Origin of the sequence: Poinsettia branch-inducing phytoplasma str. JR1 (assembly GCF_000309465.1) — a bacterium.
Taxonomy (GTDB): domain Bacteria; phylum Bacillota_I; class Bacilli_A; order Acholeplasmatales; family Acholeplasmataceae; genus Phytoplasma; species Phytoplasma pruni.
In genome coordinates this window covers 1-391 of sequence record NZ_AKIK01000138.1, presented here as the reverse complement: position 1 = coordinate 391, position 391 = coordinate 1, and the positions used below count along the sequence as shown (strand labels likewise).

Genomic DNA, 391 nt, shown 5'->3' with positions numbered 1-391 from the left:
CTCATAAATTAGTAAAAAAGATTGATTTAGATGGCAATATTTACGAATATGATAAAAATAATGGTCTTTTATTAAAAAAAACAGATAAATATAGAAATATTTATGAATATGGTACTCATGGTAAATTAATTAAAAAAACTTTACCTGATGGTGTTTGGGAGGAATATGATCCTGTTAACGAAAAATTAATAAAACGTAAAAATATTGACGGTTCTATTGAAGAATTTGACTCTAATCAAGAAAAATTTAAAGAAATAGATAAAAATGGTAAAGTTAAATTTTTCAAAACTCAAATTTATAAAAAAGTTGTTGATTTTAAAAAATTAGGAGTTGGAATTAATAATTTAAGAGATATTGGTTTTACAATTAAGCAATTATTAGATGCTGGTTT

Annotated in this window: 1 pseudogene; it reads left to right on the top strand. The window is 21.7% G+C overall.

Annotated elements, in window-relative coordinates:
* Window positions 1-391 (top strand): annotated as a pseudogene (locus ON17_RS02680) (DUF2963 domain-containing protein); the annotation flags it as partial.